At 42.0% G+C, this 24,860-nt stretch carries 18 protein-coding genes, 2 tRNA genes and 3 rRNA genes; 12 read left to right on the forward strand and 11 right to left on the reverse strand.

Annotated features, from left to right (window positions below; translation table 11 throughout):
• Window positions 1-12 precede the first annotated feature (12 nt).
• The gene (locus tag BV902_RS23015) at window positions 13-1,254 is read left to right on the forward strand and encodes an RNA polymerase sigma factor (protein ID WP_075993947.1); all 1,242 of its coding nucleotides are present in this window, start codon (window positions 13-15) and stop codon (window positions 1,252-1,254) included.
• A 7-nt stretch (window positions 1,255-1,261) separates the two neighbouring features.
• Here BV902_RS23015 and BV902_RS23020 read toward each other — a convergent pair whose 3' ends face one another.
• The gene (locus BV902_RS23020) at window positions 1,262-1,819 is read right to left on the reverse strand and encodes a hypothetical protein (RefSeq protein WP_075993948.1); all 558 of its coding nucleotides are present in this window, start codon (window positions 1,817-1,819) and stop codon (window positions 1,262-1,264) included.
• Complete coding sequence (locus BV902_RS23025; RefSeq protein ID WP_157626203.1) at window positions 1,800-2,333, reverse strand: hypothetical protein; 534 nt, start codon at window positions 2,331-2,333, stop codon at window positions 1,800-1,802. The genes BV902_RS23020 and BV902_RS23025 overlap by 20 nt, the downstream gene beginning before the upstream one ends.
• Window positions 2,334-2,532: 199 nt before the next feature.
• Between BV902_RS23025 and BV902_RS23030 the strand changes: the two genes are divergently transcribed.
• The 3 genes from BV902_RS23030 to BV902_RS23040 all read left to right on the forward strand — a co-directional run bounded on the left by BV902_RS23030 (window position 2,533) and on the right by BV902_RS23040 (window position 5,289).
• Window positions 2,533-3,351: a hypothetical protein gene (locus BV902_RS23030; RefSeq protein WP_075993950.1), complete on the forward strand. Its 819-nt coding sequence runs from the start codon at window positions 2,533-2,535 to the stop codon at window positions 3,349-3,351.
• 213 nt (window positions 3,352-3,564) lie between these two features.
• A complete protein-coding gene (locus BV902_RS23035) occupies window positions 3,565-4,653 on the forward strand; it encodes a DUF6688 domain-containing protein (protein ID WP_083663741.1) in 1,089 nt (362 codons plus the stop codon).
• Window positions 4,654-4,728: 75 nt separating this feature from the next.
• Window positions 4,729-5,289: an AAA family ATPase gene (locus BV902_RS23040; protein ID WP_075993952.1), complete on the forward strand. Its 561-nt coding sequence runs from the start codon at window positions 4,729-4,731 to the stop codon at window positions 5,287-5,289.
• Here the strand turns inward: BV902_RS23040 and BV902_RS23045 are convergent.
• Together BV902_RS23045 and BV902_RS23050 are read right to left on the reverse strand one after the other, a co-directional pair.
• Window positions 5,283-5,861: a TMEM175 family protein gene (locus BV902_RS23045; protein ID WP_075993953.1), complete on the reverse strand. Its 579-nt coding sequence runs from the start codon at window positions 5,859-5,861 to the stop codon at window positions 5,283-5,285. The two genes, BV902_RS23040 and BV902_RS23045, sit on opposite strands and share 7 nt — an antisense overlap.
• A complete protein-coding gene (locus BV902_RS23050) occupies window positions 5,854-6,573 on the reverse strand; it encodes an outer membrane beta-barrel protein (protein WP_145330102.1) in 720 nt (239 codons plus the stop codon). Before BV902_RS23050 ends, BV902_RS23045 begins: the two co-directional genes overlap by 8 nt.
• Window positions 6,574-6,835: 262 nt before the next feature.
• Between BV902_RS23050 and BV902_RS23055 the strand changes: the two genes are divergently transcribed.
• The 3 genes from BV902_RS23055 (at window position 6,836) to BV902_RS23065 (ending at window position 8,592) form a co-directional block, all read left to right on the forward strand.
• Window positions 6,836-7,258 carry an OsmC family protein gene (locus tag BV902_RS23055; protein WP_075993955.1) on the forward strand — a complete coding sequence of 141 codons (423 nt, stop codon included), beginning with the start codon at window positions 6,836-6,838 and terminating at the stop codon, window positions 7,256-7,258.
• An 11-nt stretch (window positions 7,259-7,269) separates the two neighbouring features.
• Window positions 7,270-7,584, forward strand: a complete 315-nt coding sequence (locus tag BV902_RS23060; RefSeq protein WP_075993956.1) for a hypothetical protein — start codon at window positions 7,270-7,272, stop codon at window positions 7,582-7,584.
• Between the two features lie 129 nt (window positions 7,585-7,713).
• On the forward strand, window positions 7,714-8,592 hold the full coding sequence (locus BV902_RS23065; RefSeq protein ID WP_075993957.1) for a pirin family protein: 879 nt from the start codon (window positions 7,714-7,716) through the stop codon (window positions 8,590-8,592).
• Between the two features lie 79 nt (window positions 8,593-8,671).
• On the opposite strand, the gene BV902_RS23070 is transcribed toward BV902_RS23065, so the two are convergent.
• From BV902_RS23070 to BV902_RS23095, 6 genes are all read right to left on the reverse strand, one after another.
• On the reverse strand, window positions 8,672-12,538 hold the full coding sequence (locus tag BV902_RS23070) for a TIM-barrel domain-containing protein (protein ID WP_075993958.1): 3,867 nt from the start codon (window positions 12,536-12,538) through the stop codon (window positions 8,672-8,674).
• A gap of 271 nt (window positions 12,539-12,809) precedes the next feature.
• Window positions 12,810-12,921: ribosomal RNA gene (gene rrf, locus BV902_RS23075) — 5S ribosomal RNA — on the reverse strand.
• Between the two features lie 128 nt (window positions 12,922-13,049).
• Window positions 13,050-15,931: ribosomal RNA gene (locus BV902_RS23080) — 23S ribosomal RNA — on the reverse strand.
• Window positions 15,932-16,158: 227 nt separating this feature from the next.
• Window positions 16,159-16,232: transfer RNA gene (locus BV902_RS23085), tRNA-Ala, on the reverse strand.
• An 11-nt stretch (window positions 16,233-16,243) separates the two neighbouring features.
• Window positions 16,244-16,317, reverse strand: a tRNA-Ile gene (locus BV902_RS23090).
• Between the two features lie 121 nt (window positions 16,318-16,438).
• Window positions 16,439-17,968: ribosomal RNA gene (locus BV902_RS23095) — 16S ribosomal RNA — on the reverse strand.
• Together the 16S, 23S and 5S rRNA genes with 2 tRNA genes alongside form the textbook arrangement of a ribosomal RNA operon.
• A gap of 941 nt (window positions 17,969-18,909) precedes the next feature.
• On the opposite strand from BV902_RS23095, the gene BV902_RS23100 reads away from it, so the two are divergent.
• The 5 genes from BV902_RS23100 to BV902_RS23120 all read left to right on the forward strand — a co-directional run bounded on the left by BV902_RS23100 (window position 18,910) and on the right by BV902_RS23120 (window position 22,780).
• Complete coding sequence (locus tag BV902_RS23100) at window positions 18,910-19,743, forward strand: AraC family transcriptional regulator (protein ID WP_075993959.1); 834 nt, start codon at window positions 18,910-18,912, stop codon at window positions 19,741-19,743.
• A gap of 137 nt (window positions 19,744-19,880) precedes the next feature.
• Window positions 19,881-20,738: a 4,5-DOPA dioxygenase extradiol gene (gene ygiD / locus BV902_RS23105; protein ID WP_216640404.1), complete on the forward strand. Its 858-nt coding sequence runs from the start codon at window positions 19,881-19,883 to the stop codon at window positions 20,736-20,738.
• 204 nt (window positions 20,739-20,942) lie between these two features.
• On the forward strand, window positions 20,943-21,242 hold the full coding sequence (locus BV902_RS23110; RefSeq protein ID WP_075993960.1) for a SelT/SelW/SelH family protein: 300 nt from the start codon (window positions 20,943-20,945) through the stop codon (window positions 21,240-21,242).
• Between the two features lie 67 nt (window positions 21,243-21,309).
• Complete coding sequence (locus BV902_RS23115; RefSeq protein WP_167512264.1) at window positions 21,310-22,146, forward strand: methylated-DNA--[protein]-cysteine S-methyltransferase; 837 nt, start codon at window positions 21,310-21,312, stop codon at window positions 22,144-22,146.
• 22 nt (window positions 22,147-22,168) lie between these two features.
• Window positions 22,169-22,780, forward strand: a complete 612-nt coding sequence (locus tag BV902_RS23120) for an alpha-ketoglutarate-dependent dioxygenase AlkB family protein (RefSeq protein ID WP_075993961.1) — start codon at window positions 22,169-22,171, stop codon at window positions 22,778-22,780.
• 121 nt (window positions 22,781-22,901) lie between these two features.
• Here BV902_RS23120 and BV902_RS23125 read toward each other — a convergent pair whose 3' ends face one another.
• The gene (locus BV902_RS23125; RefSeq protein ID WP_075993962.1) at window positions 22,902-24,782 is read right to left on the reverse strand and encodes a M1 family metallopeptidase; all 1,881 of its coding nucleotides are present in this window, start codon (window positions 24,780-24,782) and stop codon (window positions 22,902-22,904) included.
• Window positions 24,783-24,860: the final 78 nt, after the last annotated feature.

A 24,860-nucleotide genomic window follows, 5' to 3' on the forward strand; every position in this document is an offset into this window, starting at 1 on the left:
TATTTTAGACTTATGGATCCGGATTTTCTAAAACAGCTTTTCCAGCAAGAATTTACCAAAATAGTCGCTGTCATCAGTAAAAGTTTTGGTCTTCAATACATCGAAATCGCTGAAGATATCGTCAGCGAAACTTTCTTATTGGCCACAGAATCTTGGCAGACCAAAGGCGTTCCTGCAAATCCTACGGCTTGGCTGTACACGGTTGCAAAACAAAAGACACTGGCCCAATTTCGAAGAAATAAAATATTTACAGATAAAATCATCCCTGCAGTGCGACAGAGCGAGCTGGAAGCGGAAAACTTCGACGACTTTAATTTCTCGCAGGAAAATATCAAAGACAGCCAATTAAAAATGCTGTTTGCAATCTGCACGCCAGCAATTGCCAGTGAGGCTCAAATAGGTCTTGCCCTTAGAATCCTCTGTGGTTTTGGTATAGACGAAATTGCCGAGGCATTTCTTTCCAACAAAGAAACCATCAATAAGCGCCTATTCAGAGCAAAGGAAAAACTACGTTCAGAAAAAATCAAACTTGAACTACCCTCCGAAGCAGAAATTATTAAACGCCTCGATAACGTACTCCATATTATTTACCTCTTATTTAATGAAGGGTATTATTCTAAAACCCAAAATCAGATTTTAAGAAAGGAGCTCTGTATTGAAGCTTTACGCCTTGCGCTAATGCTTTCGACTTATGAAAAAACAAATACACCTAAGACCAATGCGCTTATTGCGCTGATTTGTTTTCATTCCTCCCGTTTCGAGGCAAGGCTGACCAATAAAGGTGATTTCATTTTGTATGAGCAACAGGATGAGGAGCGCTGGAATCAAGAACTTATATATCAAGGGCTTTATTTTCTGAAAAACGCTGCATCGGGAGACGAACTCACATCCTACCATCTGGAGGCAAAGATTGCGCAATGCCATTGTATAAAGGAAGACAGTCCAGAAAAATGGGCCGAAATCCTGCAATGGTATGACCGTTTATTAGTCGTCAACTATTCACCTGCAGCTGCATTGAATAGAATATTTGCACTATATAAAGTAAAAGGCAATAGAGCTGCACTTACTGAAATAAAAATGCTGCAGCTAGAAGATAATCACTTTTATTTTGTCCTCCTTGGTGAACTCTATAAGGAACTGGACAAAAACAAAGCCATCGCAAACTTTAACAAAGCAAAAATCCTGGCTAAAACAACATTGGAAAAAGAGATCATCCAACAGAAGATTGATGCTATAAAGTCTGCAATGGCCTAATTGTTTGCTATTGATCGATTACTTTTGCTCCTTTCCAATAGGATACAAAAAGTTGGTATAGCTCCGAGGGCTCCAAATCAATAGTTGAGGACGAATACATGATACACAGTTCTTGAGTGGATTCTTGATAAGCCATTTTCCATAACAGCGACGAAAGCTGCTCTTTATATTTAGGGGGATTACCCAATGTAACAATAACCATCGTATCACCACCGACTTTTTGTAAGTCGATGCTTTTGACATCCTGCCAGTCGCCTTGGCCAAAAGCTTTCGATATTGGTGTTGTCTTTCCAAGAAAATAGCGGTCGTTCAAAACAATTTGCGCTGTTTTATCCCGAAGGCTCAGTAGGCTGGAAAACAATAAAACTAAGAGTACCAGCAATGCTCCTGCAGAGAAAACTGTCGGTTTGGCTTTAAATACACCATCAAATAAACCGATACTGTACAATAAAATGACCAGAAGCGACAAACATAGGCCTCCCGAAATTGACAATAGCTGACTTGTTTTCTTTTTATTTCTGTATAAGCTTGTTTCCTTCATCTGCTTAATTTCCCCACTTAACATTCAGGTTATGTTTTTCAGCATAAGCTTTTCCTAAAGCATATACGTTGTCAAACACCTCGTTAATGGAAGGCATATCGTTTTTTTCGATCTTTTGGAGTAATGCCTGCTTTTCTTCAGCCGAACCTTTACCATCACATAACTTTGCATAAGCGGTATATTCATTTTTATAGACAGGCAACACTTTTTCAAATAATGCAATAGACTGCTCTTTCAATGCTTTTGCATCGGCATCGGAAACATTTAATTCCTTAATATCCTTTAAGGCCTTTTCAACAACCTGAATTTTGATCCCGACAGATTTTTGAGCTTCATCGCCTACTTTCTTACTGGAGGGCATATCCGCAAATTCAACGGTCTCCTGCTCGAGCTGTTTGCCATAGCGTTCAGGGGCAAAATCTGCTACAAGATTTGTGTTTAAAACAACTTTTCCGAAAAAAGTCTCTGGACTTGGGGATTGACAAGCCGTAAAAAATAAGCTCATCGACATGAAAATAATAAATAGTAAGTGCTTCATATATAAATTCTGTTTGTGACCAAAGTAATTAATTATCATGAAATAGGCAAACATGTTGCCCCGCCCTCCTGCTCTATAAATTGTCATAAACCCTTCCTTTTAGGCGAAAAAAGCACGATATCGGAGCGATTTATATTGCACAAAATGTTAATTTTTAATATATTAGCAATTACAACATAAGAGATTAAAAACAGTCATTATGGGCTATGATATTAGTTACCACCCCATCTCAGAACAGCAGATAGAAACTTGGTATTTTGACTTGCTCAAAAATCCTGAAAAGATTGAGGAAGTTTCTGCAACTCACCAACTAGAAGACTTCTATAAAACCAAATACCAAGACACCTTAAATGCGGGCCGGGAAACCGACAAAAATGATTATTTTGACAAAACCCATGGTTTTTTCATTGCTGTTGTCCAAGGTTTTTTCGAAAAATACTTCTATGTTCGAGGTGGAGCCCTGTCCTTCTCCAAAAATGACCATTTATCCAGCTATTACAAACAGTGGGAACAATTTGTTCAACAAGAATTTCTAACCAATAATATCGAAAATAGGCTTGTAGAAAATTATTGTTCCGGTGTCTTTATCCCCGCAGAAAAAGTCGCGCAATTGTTGATAGATTACCAAAGTGACCCGACGATCAAGGATGAATTAGATACGCTATTTTCTGATAACCGTATTTCTATTTTCCTCAATGCACTGCAATATGCCAAAGATCGTAACCTTGGTCTCTTGGAAGCAACAGAAGTTGTCGAACCACAACCTTTTGATCTGAATGAATCAAAAAGTTACTCCAACCTTTTTAACTGCGACAAAGAAGGACCGCTTTTATATCAGACAACAGCATTAAAACAGATCCAGGAAATAGAACAACGCAATGGACTTCCAGAAAATGAGATTTTACCAAATGTCAAAACAGAGACAATCCATGCAGACCCAAAACATTTTGAAACCACAGACAGCTCTCAAAGCAGCAAAAAAAAGAATTTTTGGAAGAGATTATTCGGTAAAAATTAGGCGCTGGTCTCTGCTGGACATTGGCACTATAGCTACCTTTCATAGCATCTACACTGTTGAAGAAATCTTGAATTCCGACCCATTAAACACGTCAATAATATTGATTTCAATCCGTTATACGGATATATTTCAAAAACAATTGATCGCCTTGCATCTGAATTAAACAAATGATTTGACGATATTCGTCTTAGAATTATAACTGCTAACCCCATTATGATCTTCATTTTTCTCCTTATTATTCTTACGCTGTTCGGGATTGTATATCTGCTTCGTTCGGCTGTCAAAAAACAACAGCGGAAAATAACAATTGCTGAGTATGCCATTATCATCGGCTACCTGATTTCATTAATGATAAGCGGGGTAGGGCTATTATTCCACTCGAGTCAATATAATCAGGCCGTAGATCCCGTAGATGGTGATTGTTATATTCCCTTCGGCGGAAAACACCTTGTATCGCTATCATTTTATTTTATTGCATTTAATATTTCAGCAATAGCGATTTGGCTCAAGGGACGAAAAATCCCCCCTATTCCTCTTGTTCTGATGCTGATTATGTTAATGATAGGTAGTATTATCAGTCTGTTTATGCTCGTTCAGGTCAGTCACCACGATACGTCCACATTGGATATGTATGTTGGCAACGAAGGAACTTTATTCTTTATTTTCACGCCAATATGCTGCTTGATTATGGGCATTGGGCTAATCCGTAAAATCATCGTTGAAGAGCGGGGTTACGCTATGAACAGAAGCTATGCCAACAGCACGCTCAATAAAATCAATAACCTGCTTTCCTCAAAACTGAATTATCCGGCATGGGCTCTGATTTTACTTGTTCCGGTCTTTCTCCTACTAACGATCATCCTCATCCTATTGGGGCAGGATCGGGATTCAATGGTGAAAGTTTTCACAGAAACAACTACTTGGGCTTTTTCACAAAAAATGCACCCTCCTATCCTCGATCATCAGGGCCATTACCTCTGTACAGTTGCGGCAAAAGGAGATCCCGCTCTTGTTAAACCCCTACGGCTAGGCACAAGACATGGCAACACGATCATTGTCAATAGACAGCTTCAGGTGGCCAACGCATTCGAAGAAATATTAAGCGATTTATCACCAGCACTACATCGCTATGTCAGATATTGCTATGATAAATATGGTTTTAATATCTCCGTCAAAATTAATTCCAGCAGCGCATCAAATGTGACTTATATTTTGATGAAACCACTAGAATACATATTTTTATTTTTCTTATATACATTCTACGTCGAACCCGAAAAGAAAATCGCAAAACAATACAGCTAATTTTTAAAATCGTAGCCAACAATCAGTCATTACCCCAATTTTCTCCATTTCGGGAAGCATTTCATTTTAATCATTATGGATCAAACACATTATTTTATCGTTCTGACAGGAGGACCTGGAGTCGGTAAAACAACCTTATTAAATGAATTAAATAAGCAGGGATTCAGCATTGTGGAAGAGGATGCCCGGCGCATCATCCGAGAACAATTGGAAGCTGATGCCGATGGTTTGCCCTGGAAAAATAAAATTCACTATGCCAAACTAATGTTGGCTGCTTCATCAGCCAGCTATGTGATGCAGGTGAGGCAAGATCACCAAAACTACATTTTTTTTGACCGCGGAATTCCAGATGCATTGTCATATATTGCGATGGAAGGTCTTTCAATCGAAGAAGAACTGCTTCACGAAGCAAAAGGTCGACGTTATCATAAAAAAGTATTTATCTTACCACCTTGGGCAGAGATCTATGCGAATGACAACGAGCGGAAACAAACGTGGCGGGAGGCCGAAAACACTTTCAAGATAATGAAAGAGACCTATACACAACTCGGTTATGAAACCATTGAGGTTCCAAAAACAACGGTAAACGATCGCGTTCAGTTCATCCTGAAAGCCCTGGAACAGCAAAACTATTGATTCCGCATTTCTTCCTCAATACGGCGGTCAGGTATAAGCCACATAATAGCGACTGTTCCATACATGAGCAAACTGATATAGGGATTAATAAAAGACAGTCCTATCCCCAAAAAATACAGCGCTGTAGAAATATTTTCCTTAACCTTCGATTTAACCGCTTTTTTCAGTGCAGATTCTTCCCCTTCGATTTGAATCACAAAATATTCAACGATATTATATGATATGGAACACATGATCAGGACAAAGCCATAAGCGATAATAGGATCCCTTTCAAAATGTGACTCACCAATCCAATTTGTTGTAACCGGCATTAATGATAGCCAAAACAATAAATTCAAATTGCTCCAAAGAACTTTTCCATTTACTTTTCGAACAATTTGAAAGAGATGATGGTGATTATTCCAGTACAGTCCAACGTAAACAAAACTAACGATATAGGAGATAATTTTAGGATATAATGGTTTAAGGCTCGCAAAAGTAAATCCTTCAGGTACTTTTAATTCAAGTACCATAATCGTTATAATGATGGCCAAAACGCCATCACTGAATGCTTCTAACCTGCCTTTAGTCATTTTTGAAGATCGGAGTTAATAGCTGATACTGCAGGCCTAAGCGGAATACATTTAATCGTGCCACACCGGGATCAGCACCAAGCATCCCGTTGTTATAATCCTTCAATCCCCATGAATAACCGGCAAACACGGTATAACGGTCATAATTTACATTAAACTGTAAACGAGGGCGTAGATCCAAATCGATAACCTTGCCTCTATCACGATCAAAACTTGTTTTATTCCCCTGTTTATCTTCAATGCTACCATTTTCTTTGATACTCAGCGTTTTGGCAATATCCATACCCAACTGAATATCCATTGTCATCGGTTCAAAAAAGACACGATAGCCAACAAAAGGATTAAAATTGATAAATTGTTGATTTAGACGGGTCTGACCACGGCTTCCATTCATAAACTCATTGCCTTCCAAATCAATCTTTGTCTGCAATCGTTCATATGCACCCTCTAAACCTAATATTAGGTTGTTGGCAAAAACATAACGGTAGTTTAAAGCGCCTCCAATATTGATTCCATATTTTTTTCCATAAGGATTATTGGTATAATAGTCCTGTTGTGTAGATCCATTCAACGTACTCTTTGCTTCCGTTCCCGATCCCGTAAAATTGGACACACCGGAGGTGACACCCACACGTAGTTCATGAGATTGCGAGAAAGCCATAAAATGGGTTATACCAGCAAAAAGTCCGACAAGTAAAAATCTCTTCATCATAACCGAAATATTAAATTAAAATCCTTTAAAAAATTGAGCGAATTTGATTGTTAAAAGTAAGAAAATTTATGTGATTCAACTTACTCCAATCTTTATTTTTTCTGTAACGATAAGCTGTATTCATCAGCGGAAATCCATCAATCTTATCAGCCAATAAAAAAAATATCAGGAGACAATATGACTATATTTATTGAACTACATCAATGGAAATGAATCAATTCAGGCTTATTTTTGTTGTATTACAAACAAAAGAATAATCCGTATGAAATATATATTGGAAAACCCTATCCTTGGCCATATTACTGAGCAGAAATATAAGACCACAATACAATGGAGAAATGGAGAGTTTATTACGGATGAGCCTGAAAAACTTGGTGGCAAAGATCTTGGTCCTGACCCCTACACCCTTCTTATCTCATCGCTTGTATCTTGTACCTTAGCTACTTTACGCATGTACATCGATAAAAAAGGGCTTGATATTCCAGAAATTTCAGTCAGTTCAAATATGTACCTCAAAATTGAAAAAGGACAGGTGGTTACATATTTTGATCGCGAGATAGCTTTTGGACAAATCTTAGCAGAGGATACCCGAGAACGCCTGCAACAAATTGCCGAAGAATGTCCCATTTCAAAAATTTTAAAGGGCAATGCCATTGTCAATACGCTCATCAGGACAAATCCTTAAACAAGAACATCATGAAAACATTAACCTTTCTCATATTTGGTAAAAATGAAGAAATTCTCCTCACGCTCAAGAGAATCATTGAAAACACGCCCAACTGGAATGCAACGATACAATACGATTTGGATGCCTGTAAAAAACAGCTAATAGATGTCCCTGTAGATGTTTTATTATTGAGTTCGGGACTTTCTCCTCAGGAAGAGCATGAAATAACAGATCACCTTACGCGGCTCACCTATTCGATTGGTCTGATCAAACATTATGGCGGTGGAAGTGGGCTTCTAAAAAATGAAGTCTATAGTCTTTTTCCAGACTTACTCTCCGTTTAATAAAGCATAGGCCATAGCAATAGCGCCCTAGAAAAACAACCGAAAACCGTTAAAACTCTTTCTTTATTGAACTAGATCAATAGAAATCGGCGGCTAATAGGCTAATTTTGGATACTAAATAATAGAATCATGAACAGACAGAACTTTATAAAAAAGGGACTTTTGGGTTCCGGAATATTTGCATCAACAGTGTCTTCAGCTGATATCTTGAAGAATGATATTGACGAGATAGAACCACTTGAAACGCTGGATGCGGAAGCTGTAAACTATAATTCAGACAAATTGGAAAACCATAGTGTCCTCCACAAAGCGGCGACACGCGGTCATGCAAATCATGGTTGGTTAGATAGCAATCATACGTTTAGCTTCGCCAATTATCACAACCCCGAACGTATGCACTTTGGTGTGTTACGTGTACTAAATGATGATATGGTGGCTGAAGGAAGAGGTTTTGGCAAACACCCTCACGACAATATGGAAATCATCAGTATCCCTTTGGAAGGTGATTTGCAACATGAAGACAGCATGGGTAACAAAGCTATTATCCGGAAGGGAGATATTCAGGTCATGAGCGCCGGAACGGGCATCATACACAGTGAATATAATAAAAATACCGATCAGGTAGTCAAGTTTCTTCAAATTTGGGTGTACCCTAATCAACGGAATGTGAGCCCCCGATACGATCAAATTACATTGGATATAACACAAAGACAGAATAAATTCCAGCAAATTCTTTCTCCAAATCCAGAAGACGAGGGTGTATGGATCCATCAGGATGCCTGGTTTTCCATGGGGAATTTTGACAAGGATGTCCAAACAAAATACCAAATCAAAAAGGCAGGAAATGGTGTATATGTTTTTGTAATAAAAGGTAGTGTTACTGTCGAAGGACAAGAATTAGAAAGCAGAGATGGCTTTGGAATATGGGATGTAGCTGAAATTAACCTGAAAGTGACCTCAGCAGATACTGAAATCCTGCTGATGGATCTCAGTATGATATTGGACTAATTAGATGCACTATTTAGACATCAATTAACAAAAAAGGGACGTCACTAGGCTCCCTTTTTTTGTTAAGGCTATTTATATTTTAGAAAGTAACGGAATTCAGCTTTTTATCAATCAAAATACCATCTATTGCTTTCAGATTGAAGTTGACATTACGTTTTGCTTTCAATTTGATCTTAAATAAAACTTCAGAGCCATTCAAAGTCTCCTTGTTGCCTAGATTAACAAAAGTAGCATACAGAGCCTTACTTCCATTGGTGTGAAGACGATCGTTGCTATAATTGTTCATCTCTTTTAAATGTACGGACTCAATACCGACATATTCAAAATCGCCTTGATTGTAAGGAAGAGCAAAACTAAGTGCATTGACAGCTTTAAGATTCTCTCCACTAACACTGATCTCCACAATATCACCCGATTTTAAGATCGTTTTTGAAGGAATCAATTTTAATTTACCACTGACCTTTTCTTCTTTATTTGGTTTTGCACCACCTTCAATGACAACAGCAACATTGGAAATATCATAAGCGTCAATCAGATTATTTTTATTGACATCACCATTGCTGACATAACCTTCAAAATCTCCATCTCCCAGTCGCAATCCCGTGTAGTTAATATAGGAAGTCAAGTCATTATGATCGATCAATCGGTCATTATTAATATCGCCCGGTAAGTAGCTTGACGATCCCGGTACTTTAAACACATATAATTCTCTTCCTGAACCAAAACCTCCAACAGCTTCAGAAACTGAAATTTTGACAAATCGGGCCACCGGATGGGTTCCAAAATCAAAACGTTTCATTTCGCCATCACGTTTCCAATCAAAACTACCAGCTTCCGTCCAGGTGTCCTTATCGTTGCTATAGAATACTTTTCCTTTTAAAATGATGCCATTTCCGCCATCGGTTCTTGGAAGATACTCAAACTTATCCAATTGATTAACGGATTTTAGATCTAAGGTCATATCAAACGGAACCGCAGTCTGTCCCCATTTTGTATGCCACATATCCCCCTCATCATAATTGAACAATTTATTGATACCATTTCCACCTTGGTTATCCACAGAAGTCTCTGCTTTGATACCTTCAATGGCAAATTCCAACGGGTTTGCCTTTGTTCTTGCGGCAAATGTACTCCAATCTGAAACACCAGATTTATTGACAGCCCTAATTTTAAACTGGTAATCCGTTTCCGCGGCCAATCCTTCGAATAGCAATTGACTGTCTTTGATGGTCGAATAGATCAGATTATTGAATTCAATTTCATAATAATCAGCATTTGCAACCTTTTCCCAGGTTGGCGTTAAGGTATATGCTTGTGTATGTTGGTCTGTGATAACAGCTTTGGGCGAGGTCAAAGCACCAGTCTGAGCCAGATAGTTGTCAGCAGGAGCATATTCGAAACCCTCCAATTGTACTTCTATTGCGGTCGATGAGACATCCTGTTTGGCTAGTCGTACCAACAACATCGGATTTTTCACCAAAGGTATTTTTTCAAACTCCGATCCCTTGGTTGCAAACTGATTCAGGTTTGGTTGTGCGTCATAGAAATATACGTTTTCAGAAGTATTAAACGCATCTATGCTATTCACTTCTTTAAGTTTGCTATTTTTCCCATTGATCTTTACTGTCAATTTCTTCGGTGCTTTGCTAACGTTGAAACGAATTTCCGTAGACTTCATTTTCTCAAAGCCGTCAAATTCGCCTTGCGTTGGAGCAATCGCAAAAACAACTTTATTGTTGTTTAACTGTGAAGTTATGGATGTATTTGCCCCCTTACCATAACGATAAGCCTCTGTCTCTCCATCATCATCATATTCCAGGAAACTGGAGTTCCCATAAGGATATACTTCATAAATACGTTGATCTTTTTTGATTTCCAGCACATTATTATTTGGGCTGGTCACCGGAATAATGGCTCCATTTTTCACGAAAACGGGCAGCTTCCAAATAGGCACATTAAAGTTATTGATAATACGCCCTCCCTTGTATTTTTCACCCGTAAAATAATCAATCCATTCACCATCCGGCAGGTAGATACCATTGCGCATATCATTTCCCTTCTCATCCACACGTGTTTCCTGGTAAATCGGTGCTACAAGGAAATTTGGACCATAGAGGTACTGGTATTGCGTTGCTTTTCCAAGCGTATAACTATTTGCTTGCTCTAAAAACATAGCACGAATGATGGGCAGTCCATCTACTGCTTGTTTCGCAACACTATAGCTATAGGGAACCAACTGAGATTTCAATTTCAGATACAGACGATTGATAGAAGTAGCCGGCTCACCCAAAGCATGTGGGTATTTCTCGTTCGATCCCCAGCCATCCATATTGAGCTCCATTGGTGTCCAGGTCTTCCATTGAAAATCACGAATATTGACCTTAAAATTTTTACCACCAAAGATCCCGTCCATATCGGAGGTAATATTGGGCTGACCTGAAAGTCCCGAGCCAATATATGTTGGTATATGGAATCGAATATACTCCCATACGCCTCCAGTCTGGTCGCCCGACCAGATACCGGCATAGCGCTGTGTGCCTGCCCAACCATCCAATGAAATAATAAATGGACGAGCGTTGTTACCATAATAAGGCATAGTATGTCCCACATCGGCGACCCCATTGAGACCAAAGGAGTATCCTGGACCAACCCAGGCCACATCGGTTTTTAGGACTCTTACACCCGCATCCCGAACCTCTTTTACAATATCACGTTGCAGTAATGCACTTATACTATCTTTCGGATGGAGATCAGACTGTGTCCATAAACCGATTTCTACACCATTCTTACGTGCATAATCACCAAACTCTTTCAAATTTCGGATATTTCCATCTAAAGATTCCGTTTGGCCATAGCCAGCACCATAGCCATCATTTGGAAGAATCCAGCCCAAAGGCATATCATGTGCTTTATACCGATCTATTACAGCGCGGGCCGAAAATTGATAATTGTTTTTCTCACCGTTCAGCGATTCTTTGATTCCCCCATTGTCCTTTTGACTTTCTTTATAGCGTTTGCCGTCTTCAAATAGAATTCCCTTTTCATCTTCTTTCCAAAAATCGCGGTTATAGGCATTAAGATGCCCCTCATACAAACCAAATTTCGGTAGAAGAATTGGGTTGCCCGTCAATTGATAGAAATCGTTGAGCAAAGGTACTATCCCGTCATTAATCATAAAAAAGACATCTAGATAATCTGTATCATGCGCCAATTTTACTGTCCCAGGGGTTTTGGCTCCAAAGGTATAACTTCCCTTCTTAAAGGTATGCCACATAAAACCATACCCTTTGGTTGACCAGTAATAAGGGGTTGGAGAGGCAACACCACCATCGGTCCAGCTGTTCTGATTTTCGATTGCAATCACTTTTCCCTTATGTGAAAAACGCCCATTTTGAACGCCGCCACCAAAAAAGTATTCATCCGCATTTTCCTTCAATTCAACGCTTACTTGTTTCTCTTCGAAAACAATTGGTTTTAAGCTTTCAACTACAATTTTATTGCTTTTCCGATTGAGGATACTAAACTGAGAAGTCTGTTTATCCATTGAAAAAAGAATATCGTTAGTGGAGATGCTGACCTTATTACCTTCATCCTTTACCTCAAGCCCGGTGACTGATTTCCGAGGTTGCTCTACCAATATTTTTGCTTCGGGTTTTGCTTCGGGATCACGGATAATACCACCATGAACATCCTGAAACATCCTAAAAATATGATTACCGTAGAAATCTAAAGTCAGACGTTGACCATTATCGTATACAATCTCGACTGTTGTCGGATTAATTTTCTGAATCGTGATAATACGGTTGCCTTGATCGCGACCTATTGTACTATAATAATTGATCGTACTTACTTTAGCGTCAACTCGAGTGGGTTGAAAAATAAAAGGAGAAGCCAATCCCATCAGTAAACTGACTTGTGCTTTTGTGCTCCAAAAAGATATCTTCATGCGTATGATTTATAATGCATTAAATTAACTTAACAATAATACAATAGTAAATCGAAGTAAAAAAGAGATTATGGAATGCAAACGATTGTCCAATAATAATGTTGCAGGCTAGCGGCGGTTGCGGAACAGCTTCCGATGGAGCAGGCTCACCGACGGTCCTGTGCTGCGATAACCGAAAGGCGGAGGATATGCAATAGCCTGTACATGGAAATACGGAAGTACTTAAACGAAAGAAGCCCTTGACTGTTTCCAGCAAGGGCTTCCGTGTAAAAAAAGGCACCGACCTACTCTCCCACCTGTTACGGCAATACCATCGGCTCTGGCGGGCTTGACTGCTCTGTTCGGAATGGGAAGAGGTAGACACCGCCGATATAGGCACCTAAAAATCTTTATTGGATGATCTATGATATTCTTATCATGTGATTCATGCCAACTGACATAGCTATTGAAAGAGGTTCGTTTCCTGTTTGTTTCTTAAAAATTAAAGAGGAAGACAACAGTGTCTGTCTGCTTGAGAAAGCTTCGGGCTATTAGTACCACTTGGCTTTGGTCTCTCAACCTTTACACCTATGGCCTATCAACGTAGTCATCTTCTACGACCCTATAAGGAAGTCTCATCTCGTGGCTAGTTTCGCACTTAGATGCTTTCAGCGCTTATCTATTCCAGACGTAGCTACCCTGCCGTACACCTGGCGGCATAACAGGTTCACCAGAGGTCTGTCCAACCCGGTCCTCTCGTACTAAGGTCAGATCCACTCAAACTTCCAACGCCCACAACAGATAGGGACCGAACTGTCTCGCGACGTTCTGAACCCAGCTCGCGTGCCACTTTAATGGGCGAACAGCCCAACCCTTGGGACCTTCTCCAGCCCCAGGATGTGACGAGCCGACATCGAGGTGCCAAACCTCCCCGTCGATATGAGCTCTTGGGGGAGATCAGCCTGTTATCCCCAGCGTACCTTTTATCCTTTGAGCGATGGCCCTTCCATACAGAACCACCGGATCACTATGTCCGTCTTTCGACCCTGTTCGACTTGTCGGTCTCACAGTCAAGCAAGCTTATGCCATTGCACTCCACGTACGGTTACCAAGCGTACTGAGCTTACCTTTGAAAGCCTCCGTTACCTTTTTGGAGGCGACCACCCCAGTCAAACTACCCACCAAACAATGTCCTCGGCATTGCCGAGTTAGAAACCGAATACAGAAAGGGCGGTATTTCAAGGTTGATTCCATGACTCCTGGCGAAGCCACTTCAACATCTCCCGCCTATCCTACACATCCTGTACCCAATCTCAATGTTAAGCTATAGTGAAGGTGCATGGGGTCTTTCCGTCCCGTTGCGGGTAATCGGCGTCTTCACCGATACCACAATTTCACCGAGCTCATGGCTGAGACAGCGCCCAGATCGTTACACCATTCGTGCAGGTCGGAACTTACCCGACAAGGAATTTCGCTACCTTAGGACCGTTATAGTTACGGCCGCCGTTTACTGGGGCTTCGATTCAATGCTTCTCTTGCGATGACATCCCCTCTTAACCTTCCAGCACCGGGCAGGTGTCAGGCCTTATACTTCATCTTGCGATTTTGCAAAGCCATATGTTTTTGTTAAACAGTCGCCTGGGCCTTTTCACTGCGGCTGCTCTTACGAGACAGCGCCCCTTCTCCCGAAGTTACAGGGCCATTTTGCCGAGTTCCTTAGCCATGACTCACTCGAGCACCTTAGGATTCTCTCCTCGACCACCTGTGTCGGTTTGCGGTACGGGTCTTCATAACCTGAAGCTTAGCGGGTTTTCTTGGAAGTCTGTTTACCTGCTCTATCAGCGCCACCGGAGCTTTGCTGTACTATTGGGGTTCAGCAGGGTCGGCGGATTTGCCTACCGTCCCTATACCTACGCCTTTCAACGAACTATTCCGTCAGTTCGCGGCAGTGTCACTACTCCGTCACCACATCGCAGTTATGAAGAGTACTGGAATATTAACCAGTTGTCCATCGGCTTGCCCCCTTCGGGTGCGCCTTAGGTCCCGACTGACCCTGATCCGATTAACGTTGATCAGGAAACCTTGGTCTTTCGGTGGGCGGGTTTCTCACCCGCCTTATCGTTACTTATGCCTACATTTGCTTTTCCATAACCTCCACAGTTCATTGCCAAACTGCTTCCCCGGCGATGGAATGCTCCCCTACCAGATGCACATCTTTCAGTACAAATCCATAGCTTCGGTACCGTTCTTGATGCCCGTTTATTATCCACGCCCGGCCGCTCGACTAGTGAGCTGTTACGCACTCTTTAAATGAATGGCTGCTTCCAAGCCAACATCCTAGCTGTCTGGGCAACCGGACCTCGTTAGTTCAACTTAGAACGAATTTGGGGACCTTAGCTGATGGTCTGGGTTCTTTCCCTCTCGGCCTTGGACCTTAGCACCCAAAGCCTCACTGCCGGCTATATTTGATAGCATTCGGAGTTCGTCTGGATTTGGTAGGATTTGACTCCCCCGCACCCAATCGGTAGCTCTACCTCTATCAAACTCTACGCCGACGCTGTTCCTAAAAACATTTCGGGGAGTACGAGCTATTTCCCAGTTTGATTGGCCTTTCACCCCTACCCTCAGGTCATCCGGAAACTTTTCAACGTTTATCGGTTCGGTCCTCCATTACATGTTACTGCAACTTCAACCTGCCCAAGGGTAGATCACAAGGTTTCGCGTCTACCTCATCTGACTATGCGCCCTATTAAGACTCGCTTTCGCTTCGGCTGCGTCCCTGAAGGACTTAACCTTGCCAGACAAGAGTAACTCGTAGGCTCATTATGCAAAAGGCACGCTGTCACAGGACCTGCCTGCTCCAACCGCTTGTAAGCACACGGTTTCAGGTTCTTTTCACTCCCCTGTTCGGGGTTCTTTTCACCTTTCCCTCACGGTACTGGTTCACTATCGGTCTCTCAGGAGTATTTAGCCTTACCAGATGGTGCTGGTGGATTCCCACAGGATTTCTCCGGTCCCGCGGTACTCAGGATACCACTATGTCAACATTCTTTACCTGTACGGGGCTCTCACCCTTGTCGCGCAGTTTCCCACCTGCTTCCAGTTCATAGCGCTGTACAATCTCGTGGTCCTACAACCCCGACCATGCCGTAACATGATCGGTTTGGGCTCTTTCCCGTTCGCTCGCCACTACTTGGGAAATCATTGTTATTTTCTTCTCCTACGCCTACTTAGATGTTTCAGTTCAGCGCGTTCGCGTTTTATACGACTATTCTTCAAATAGTCAGGTTGCCCCATTCGGAAATCTCTGGATCAAGTCGCATTTGCCAATCCCCAAAGCTTATCGCAGCTTATCACGTCCTTCTTCGCCTCTGAGAGCCTAGGCATCCCCCGTGTGCCCTTATTTACTTTCTTCACCGGCATAGCCTTTTGCTACTATGCGGCTGCTTTTGATATATATACTCATATGCTAGGTTCGGGATCGTTCGGCATTCACCGAGGGTCTCTCCCTTACTTCAAACACATACACGTATTGTCTCTATACTGTTGTCTTCTCTTGTAATTTTTTTTCTCTTTCAATATGTCAAAGAACTCTTTTTCCGGTATCCTGAAGGATATCTTTATATACTTCACCGGAGATGTGGAGAATAACGGATTCGAACCGTTGACCCCCTGCGTGCAAGGCAGGTGCTCTAGCCAGCTGAGCTAATTCCCCATTCGTTTTCGTAGTCCCGAGCAGATTTGAACTGCTGACCCCTACATTATCAGTGTAGTGCTCTAACCAACTGAGCTACGGGACTAGCTTATCTTGTTCATCTCTTTCTCTCGGTCCTGCTCCTTTCGGGGCGGGCACTTTCTTCTGATGTTTTTTCTTCTTGCAATCATATGTAACGTGACGAGCACCGATCTTCGATACTCTAGAAAGGAGGTATTCCAGCCGCACCTTCCGGTACGGCTACCTTGTTACGACTTAGCCCCAATTATCGGTTTTACCCTAACACGCTCCTTTCGGTAACATGCTTTAGGTACCCCCAACTTTCATGGCTTGACGGGCGGTGTGTACAAGGCCCGGGAACGTATTCACCGCGTCATTGCTGATACGCGATTACTAGCGAATCCAACTTCATGGGGTCGAGTTGCAGACCCCAATCCGAACTGTGAATGGCTTTTAGAGATTAGCATCATATTGCTATGTAGCTGCCCGCTGTACCATCCATTGTAGCACGTGTGTAGCCCCGGACGTAAGGGCCATGATGACTTGACGTCGTCCCCACCTTCCTCTCTGTTTGCACAGGCAGTCTGTTTAGAGTCCCCACCATTACATGCTGGCAACTAAACATAGGGGTTGCGCTCGTTGCGGGACTTAACCCAACACCTCACGGCACGAGCTGACGACAGCCATGCAGCACCTAGTTTCGTGTCCCGAAGGACGAGTGCGTCTCTGCACTCTTCACTAACTTTCAAGCCCGGGTAAGGTTCCTCGCGTATCATCGAATTAAACCACATGCTCCTCCGCTTGTGCGGGCCCCCGTCAATTCCTTTGAGTTTCACCCTTGCGGGCGTACTCCCCAGGTGGATAACTTAACGCTTTCGCTGGGACGCTGGCTGTCTATCGCCAACATCGAGTTATCATCGTTTAGGGCGTGGACTACCAGGGTATCTAATCCTGTTCGATCCCCACGCTTTCGTGCATCAGCGTCAATACCAGCTTAGTGAGCTGCCTTCGCAATCGGAGTTCTAAGACATATCTATGCATTTCACCGCTACTTGTCTTATTCCGCCCACTTCAAATGGATTCAAGCCCATCAGTATCAAAGGCACTGCGATGGTTGAGCCACCGTATTTCACCCCTGACTTAATAGGCCGCCTACGCACCCTTTAAACCCAATAAATCCGGATAACGCTCGGATCCTCCGTATTACCGCGGCTGCTGGCACGGAGTTAGCCGATCCTTATTCTTCCAGTACATTCAGCTCTCTACTCGTAAAGAGGTTTATTCCTGGACAAAAGCAGTTTACAACCCATAGGGCAGTCTTCCTGCACGCGGCATGGCTGGTTCAGGCTTCCGCCCATTGACCAATATTCCTTACTGCTGCCTCCCGTAGGAGTCTGGTCCGTGTCTCAGTACCAGTGTGGGGGATTCTCCTCTCAGAGCCCCTAGACATCGTCGCCTTGGTAAGCCGTTACCCTACCAACTAGCTAATGTCACGCGAGCCCATCTCTATCCTATAAATATTTAATCAACCGAACATGCGAACTGTTGATGTTATGCGGTGTTAATCTCTCTTTCGAGAGGCTATCCCCCTGATAGAGGTAGGTTGCTCACGCGTTACGCACCCGTGCGCCACTCTCACCATCCTCGAGCAAGCTCTCCGATGGATCCCGTCCGACTTGCATGTATTAGGCCTGCCGCTAGCGTTCATCCTGAGCCAGGATCAAACTCTCCATTGTAAAATGAAGTTTTTGATTCCAACTATTTACATAATCAGAATTCTTTTTTTATATCTCTGATCTTGGATCGAATTGAACGAATTACTTGAATTTGTTCATGACTTTCGTTTGTCTACTCGTCACGCTTACATGATTGTGTTTTCTTAAAGAACTTTGTCGCTTCAACTTCCGTATCCGCTATATTCCGATGGCATTGCGCCGTCTTTATCTTTTTTGTTTTTCCCTTCGTTTCCGTTGGGACTGCAAAGGTAGAAATCTTTTCTGAACTTCCAAAAACTTTTTGAAGTTTTTTTTTCTTTTCTCTTTTTTTTGATTTCCGCGTTTAAAATAAACTGAGCGGGATTTTAAATCCTGTCAGACTTCTCTTAAACCCTTCTTTTTTCAGGGTTCCCTCTTTCGGGGTAACCGTCCCTCCCTTGCGGAGTGGTGCAAAGATAGGGAGTTTTCACAATCACTTCCAAGACTTTTGTTCTTATTTATTTCATTTCATCCATAACTGCCTGTAACGGTGCGAGATTATTTTTGTAAAACAGGTGATAGGAAGGCTGGGATGGCTGATCCGGCCACCAGATTTGGCCTTCGGAGAACCCCAGGTCATCGTATAGCGTATGGAGGCAGGCTTCGCAATGGATCTATTACCAATTTCGTTCAACTTTTGTTAATAATTAATAGGGGTATTACAGGGGTATAACAGGGGGTTAACAGGGGGTTAGCAGGGGTACAACCCCTATTAACCCCCTATTAAAACGGTGTTATAATGCTGTTAATTACAAATCAGTATACAATTTGAGCCTAAGCGGGGTAACAACAGACCTCCCCTTTTGTCAAAACTGCCGCTGAAACAAGCGAAAATAGCAATATGAAAAGCCAAATGGTCTTTGACAAACAATATGTAACTGAAACCGTATATTCGTAAATAGCAAATTAAAATCTTCCTTATTTTGAACGGACTTTTCAAAATTTACAAAGTTGACGCCGATGAGGCACTGCGCATACAACAATCCAAAAACGAAATACATCAACATGATTTCGAGGAATTGATTATTGGTGTGGCAGGAAAGCTCGAACATTTTATCGATTTTAAAACAAAAACCTACACCGCTCCATTTATAAGTTTTATCACTCAGGGCAAAACCCACCGCGTCAAACCTCTTCTGCATAATAATAACATTGAATTTTGGGTCATTCGATTTAAAAGTGAATTTATCCCCGAAACGACTTTCCAGCTCTACGCCCACTTTCATGAAAATGCGACATTGACCTTCGCCAGCCCCAACTGCTTCGGGAGATTGATAGTCTTGTGTGAGCTAATGCAGCAGGAATGCTTACAACATAGCGTAGACTATGCGGTTATCAAGCAGCTATTGAGCACCATCTTTACCATGATTGAATCTGAACGAAAAAGGCAATTTCCAGACAGCCAACAGCAATTGAAAAATCAGAGTACAACGTTCACAAGCTTTCTATCTATACTGGAAGAGAACTACCGCCGTCCCGAAGGCGTTAATTTTTACGCGGAGAAGCTTTTTATGTCGACACGAAACCTAAATTTAATTTGTCAGAGCATATTACAACAAAGCGTTTCTGAGATTATCGAAACACGGAAACTTATTGAAGCAAAAAACCTCTTGTTGACAACGACTAAAACGATCTCGGAAATTGGTTTTGAACTCGGTTACCAAGATAAAGCCTACTTTACCAATGTCTTCAAAAAGAAAGCAGGCATGACGCCTTCGGAATTTAGAAATGAGATCCAAAAACTTATTTCCGAATAGCGTACAACAGATTTCCGAATAGTACAACAGATTGACAGGATAATGATACCGCCTAGCCAAACCCATCCCTTACCTTTGTAATAAAAATTGACGCAGTCACATCATATCAAATGCGTAGAAAGGATTTTATTAAAATTATGGCAACATTACCATTAGCTGGAGTAGCTCATAAAGCAAACTCTTTATATAAATTTTCCGAGGAACTGGAGGCAACGGACAAATTTCCGGTCTTATTTTTAGGACATGGAAGTCCCATGAACGCCATAGAGGACAACGAATTTGTCCGGGGATTCAAAAAAATTGGCCAAACTTTCGAAAAACCGAAGGCGATTCTTGTTGTCTCGGCACACTGGGAAACACGTGGAACATTTGTCACAGCGATGGAGCATCCCGCCACCATTCATGACTTTGGCGGTTTTCCTCAGGCATTATTTGATGTCCAATACCCAGCTCCAGGCAGCCCGGCGCTCGCTTTAGAAACACAGCGTATTGTCAGCAAAACAGAGGTTCATCTCGACGACAAATGGGGGCTGGACCATGGATCATGGTCTGTAGTCAAACATCTATACCCTGATGCAGACGTTCCTATTATTCAAATGAGCATCGATTACACACAGCCTGCAGCATACCATTATGAAATTGCACAGCAATTAAACGCGCTAAGAAAAAAGGGTGTACTCATTATCGGTAGCGGCAATATGGTGCACAACTTACGGATGGTCGCCTGGGACAAACTCGATACGGCAGGCTATGCGTATGAGTGGGCTACTATAGCCAATGAAAAAATGAAGAAATTTATTCAGAATGGTAATCATCAGGCGCTCATAGATTTCAGAAAACAGGGCAAAGAGTTCGACTTGGCAATTCCAACTCCTGAACATTACCTCCCTTTAATCTATACCTTGGGTTTACAGGAGAAAAATGATGAGTTGTTTCTCTTCAACGACAATTCAGTGGCTGGATCACTGACCATGACCTCTTTGAAAATCGGTTAAGCCTCCAGCATACCTATCAGGAATATCCAACAATACCAGCCCATTCCATTAACCGAGAAAAAGGCCCATGGAATGGGCTTGTTGTATACAGTACTCCGCTGAGTTGGAAATAATCTCGAAATTTCCATGACAAAAAGTGCTTTGATTGCAGCGCTAGGATCGATAAATTTGTTTGAAACAAAACAACGTACTTGAACTTAACTCATGGCAACAAAACCTGTTATTGAAATTGAATATTGTCCAAAATGCAATTGGATGCTGCGCGCCGCCTATATGGCGCAGGAGGTACTGAGTTCGTTCACCGATGAGATCCATGGAGTGATGCTGGTCCCCAGCGAAATTGCAGGCCGTTATACAGTACGGGTAGCGGATAAGGAGATATTCGATCGAAAAAGAGCCGGTCGATTCCCCGAAATAAAAGAACTCAAACAACTGATCCGTGATCTGGTCGCACCAGATAAATCCTTAGGTCATTCGGACAAATCTCCTTCATCCAACATGTAATTTAGCATAAATCGGATTTTAAAGACTTCTTCTTATTAGCAACTTTGTATAAATTAAATGAACAATCATGACTATTCAACAAGAAGTAGATTTTCAACGTATCGCCAAGGCCATACATTTCTTACAGGAAAACTTTAAGTCTCAACCTACATTGGGTCAGATCGCTTCTCATGTTTACATGAGTGAAGCTCATTTTCAACGCATGTTTACCGCATGGGCAGGTACAAGTCCCAAGAAATTCTTACAGTACGTAAGTATAAATTATGCAAAATCATTGCTCAAGGAAAATAACATTGCTGAAACAACATTCCAGCTTGGCCTTTCCAGCAGCAGTAGACTTCATGAACTATTTATCAACATTGAGGGGATGACTCCCGCTGAATATAAAAATGAAGGCTCCAATTTATTGATTTCCTACGCGTATTATCAGAGCTTATTCGGCACAATGCTAATTGCATCCACCTCAAAAGGTATTTGTCATATTGCCTACGCGGATGATAACATAACAGCTTTTGACGCTCTTCAGCAACGATTTCCGAACGCAACATACCTACAACAGGGGAACAGCATGCATGAGAATGCACTCAGCGCATTAAATCCCCAAGATAAAGATATCCGTCAGGTAAAATTACATTTAAAAGGCACTGATTTTCAATTGAAAGTCTGGGAAGCTTTATTAAAAATCCCTATGGGTAACTTAAGCACTTACGGTGCTATCGCTTCTCAAATCGGAAACCCCAAGGCTTCCCGTGCTGTCGGCACAGCTGTTGGAAGCAATCCGATAGCTTACCTTATCCCCTGTCATCGTGTTATACAAAACAGCGGTATATTTGGTGGTTACCGATGGGATCCAATGCGGAAAACAGCGATGATCGGATGGGAGACTTTGCATACGGCTATTTAGTAAACACACACAATACGATAACATGGAACTTTTCGACAATCTCTTCGATGGCAATAGAAATCTACTCCCTTACGATGGGACTGTCAATTATTATGGTAAAATACTACCTCCACAGGAAGCAAACCACTATTTTGATAGACTCATGGACTCGATCGAATGGGTAAATGACCGTGCCATTATTTTTGGAAACGAAATCGTCACCAAACGAAAAGTGGCTTGGTATGGCGACCAGGCTTTCGAATATAGCTATTCCAACACCACTAAAAGGGCGCTTCCCTGGACAAAGGAACTTCTTGAACTGAAAAAGATTGCCGAACAACAAACACAGGAGACGTATAATTCCTGCCTGTTGAATCTTTATCACAATGGCGACGAAGGAATGGCCTGGCACAGTGACGGTGAAAAAGACCTCAAAAAAAATGGAGCAATTGCTTCTTTAAGCTTTGGTGCTGAACGAAAGTTTGCCTTTAAACATAAAACGAGCAAAGAAAAAATAGACATCATCTTGGGCCATGGAAGTTTATTGGTGATGAAAGGTCTTACACAAACGTATTGGTTGCATCGGCTTCCACCGACAAAAAAGGTGTTCAGTGCACGAATTAATCTGACATTTCGATGCATCGATCAGCTGTAATCTTACAGCCCCAGGGTAAGGCTTACAGGAATGGACACCTAGTTGTAGGCAGACTTCAACAGCATTCAGTCACCAATCGTGTCAACCTTTTCAAACATAAAGGCTGACACGATCGATCGGGTTATTTAATAACGTCCCAGCTGTTGTCCTTGGCTGTGTAATCCATAAAAATGCCACCGTCCAAGGTAATATTTTTCACCTTTTTAGTCGAAGTCCAAGTCAGGATTACCTGTTTTTCATTGTGTTGCCAAATTGACGGAGTTTGATGTTTTGTCTCCACCGATCCATCCGTATAGGTAATCAACACATCAAACGGAATTGCAAATCCCCCGATATTGGTGATCGTCAGTGTATTTTTACCAGCAAGCTGTTTAAAACCATTCACCTTAAGGTCAATGTAATTATTGGTGAAATACCAATTTTTCCAATACCAGTTTAAATTCTGCCCAGCTCCAGCATTGATGCTATAAAAGAAGTCCCAAGGCGTCGGATGTTTTCCATGCCATAGCTCCATGTAATGGTGTAGTGCTTTTTTAAACAGTTCATCACCCAGGTAATCCCGTAACGCAATATAAGACAATGCGGCCTTGATGTAGGCATTGTTGCCGTACCCTAAACCACTCAACTGAGAGGTCATGGTAATCAAGGGTTGGTCTTCTTCGGTAGAGGGGTCAAAGATATAGCGCTTTACACGGGCATCTTTGAAAAGTTCTTTATTTTTTTCGGCACCAATCTCCGCATTTCCAATCCAGAATTCCAATGCAGTAGCCCAGCCTTCATCCATATAACCGTATCGCGTCTCATTGATACCCATGTAAAAAGGGAAATAGGTATGTGCAATTTCATGGTCTGCTGTTTGCCGTGCATCCACGAGATTATCTGGGACACTCGAATCGTTAATCATCATCGGATATTCCATATCTGCAAACCCTTGAACGGCTGTCATTGTTGGGTACGGATAGGTGACACCAGGCCAATTTTTAGAAAACCAGTCAATGCAATATTGCTGCCAACCAATGTATTGTTCAAAATCTGCTGTTCCAGCGACATAGCTTGACTGCACACTCACGCGCTTACTTCCCAAATCTACACTCCCGCCATCCCAGATATAATTATCACTCACACTGAAACAAAAATCAGGCACATAGGTTGCTTTAAATTTCCACTTATTCCAGGCTTCTTGTGTTGTCACTTTCCCCGCTTTCATTTCGGCATCTGTCGCGATATGTATTGGCGTATCGCTGACTTTTGATTTTTCGAAACGGTCCAGAATAGGTTTCTGCAGTACATCAGCCGCATTTGTCAATTCACCTGTCGCCCAAACAACAAAGTTCTTCGGAACAGATATCTCAAATTGATAATCGTTGAAACCATTGTAGAATTCTTGTCGGCCATTATGTTCCAGAAGATCCCAACCATTATAATCGTCGTATACAGACACACGCGGATAAGAGTAAGCACAATAAAAGGTGGAAGCATTCAACAGCCCTTCACGGTCGCTTTCGACAGATAACGGATATTCCCAGCTAATGTCCAATGTTGCAGTCCTTCCCGGAAGGATTTTCTGCCCAAAATCACCTAACTTCACCGTTCCCCAGTCCTTGCTGTTTACGTCGTAAACTTGACCATTCAGTTTAAACGATTTAATCTTTAGGCCCGAAGTCAGGTAGTCGTCCGAAGCGTATGCAGCACGTACCGCATTAGGTTTGTGCACATTGTTCACAAATCGGATAGCCAAGCGTTTCAATGTATCGGGACTATTGTTTGTGTACAGAATAGTCTCTGTTCCACTCACCATCTTTGTAGCCGGATCCAATTGCACCCGCACATCATACTTACCAAAATTCTGCCAATAGTTTTTCCCTGGTAGACCCGTTTTGGTACGGGTTCCCTTCTCGATCGCTTGCTGAATATTTCTTGGGGTATACAGTTCTTGCGCATGAGCTACCCCTGTCAATAAAAGCAAAGTCAATCCATAATTAAATATAGTGCGTCCTATCATATCCTAGTTTAAATAATCAAACTAAGATAAATTTGCTGTGATTTGCAAGTTTAATTCTCCTGCTTCGCAAGAAAAACA

The sequence above is a fragment of the Sphingobacterium sp. B29 genome (assembly GCF_001952815.1).
GTDB lineage: Bacteria > Bacteroidota > Bacteroidia > Sphingobacteriales > Sphingobacteriaceae > Sphingobacterium > Sphingobacterium siyangense.